We start from the raw sequence: 972 nt of genomic DNA on the forward strand, positions 1-972 counted from the left end.
GCCTGTCGGTGGGCAACTCAAGGAGGGCGGGAGCGTCAGCGAGCTGCTGCTTCCAGTAGGCGAGCTGAGCGTCGAGGACGCCGTCGCGCAGCCACTGCCGCTGCCACACCGCGTAGTCCGCGTACTGAATCGGAAGCTCGGGGAGTGGTGACGAACGGCCTTCGATGTGCGCTCGGTAGAAGGCGATCAACTCGCGGACGAGCACGCCCATGGACCAACCGTCGGAGACGATGTGGTGCATCGTCACGAGCAGCACGTGCTGCTGCGGCGCGAGCTTGAGGAGTCGAGCTCGCACCAGTGGCCCGGTGGCCAGCTCGAAGGGAAGGGTTGTCTCTGCTTCCGCGAGTCGGAGCGACTCGTCCTCGCGGTCCTCGCGAGCGGACAGGTCGATGCGATCGAGCTGGAACGGCGTGGGCGGCGCGATGAGCTGAATCGGCTCGCCCTCTCCCGAGGAGAACGTGGTGCGCAGGGACTCGTGGCGGCGGATCAGGTCGGAGAAGGCACGCTCCAGGGCGTCCACGTCCAGCGTGCCCTCCAGCCGCAGCGCGCTGGGCATGTTGTACGCGGTGGTGCCGGGCTGGAGTTGATCCAGGAACCACAGGCGCTGCTGCGCGAACGACAGCGGCAGGGGCTGCCCGCGCGACACGGGAGCCAAGACCGGCGCATCGGAGCCTCGTGCTTCGTGGCTCGCCTCGTCAATGCGTCGAGCGAGTGCGGTCAGCGTCGTGGCCTCGAACACCGCGCGCAGGGGCAGGTCCACGCGGAACTGCGCACGGATCCGTGACACGAGCTGCGTGGCGCGCAACGAGTGACCGCCGAGCGCGAAGAAGTCGTCCTCGGCGCCGATCCGCTCTTGATTGAGCAACTCGGACCAGAGTCGAGCCAGCTTCACTTCGGTCAGCGTGCTCGGAGGTCTGTACGCAGCGACTGCCGCATCAGTGGCCTCGGGGGCCGGGAGGGCGGGACGGTCGA

Annotated in this window: 1 protein-coding gene; it reads right to left on the reverse strand. The window is 68.2% G+C overall.

Translation table 11 applies throughout. The annotated features are described in order from the left end of the window. A partial coding sequence (locus KRR26_RS36530; protein WP_328707288.1) for a condensation domain-containing protein occupies positions 1 to 892 on the reverse strand: 892 nt, incomplete at its 3' end. Positions 893 to 972 lie beyond the last annotated feature (80 nt).

Source organism: Citreicoccus inhibens (genome assembly GCF_019039035.1).
Classification (GTDB): Bacteria; Myxococcota; Myxococcia; order Myxococcales; family Myxococcaceae; genus Citreicoccus; species Citreicoccus inhibens.